Origin of the sequence: Thalassolituus sp. UBA6592, assembly GCF_002433655.1 — a bacterium.
Lineage (GTDB): Bacteria > Pseudomonadota > Gammaproteobacteria > Pseudomonadales > Oceanobacteraceae > Venatoribacter.
In genome coordinates this window covers 72,823-73,279 of record NZ_DJIO01000146.1, presented here as the reverse complement: position 1 = coordinate 73,279, position 457 = coordinate 72,823, and positions in this window count along the sequence as shown.

Below are 457 nucleotides of genomic sequence, written 5' to 3'. Positions count from 1 at the left end.
CGGGGGGGGGGGCTTCCGCCTTTTGCCCTGATTTTGAAGGTTAAATCGCGTCAGATTTACATTCCTTTTCAGCCTTTTTATTTTGTCCTGGATGAATAATTCTCCAGGGAGATTGACGGATGTAAGCGGTACCTTAACGGCTATCATCGCTGATTTTTCTGAGTTTTTATTTGTAATTGGTACAAACGTACATTGAAAAGCAATTAATGGTACGAAAGTACATTTAAATTAGATTGCTGAATATTTCAGCAAAGGTAACCTTGTCTTCAATAAATATAAAAATAATCCGGAAGTCACTTTGCTGCTGATCGCCGGAATTCACCACGGTACAGCTTATGTGGAAGCTCATCCTCGGGAGCTTTGTCTTCCTCCTGTCGTCTGGCGCTCATGCGGCTCTCACAGCCCTGACTGATGAACAGCTGAGTAATCAGACAGGTCAGGCATTTCTGCAGATTGA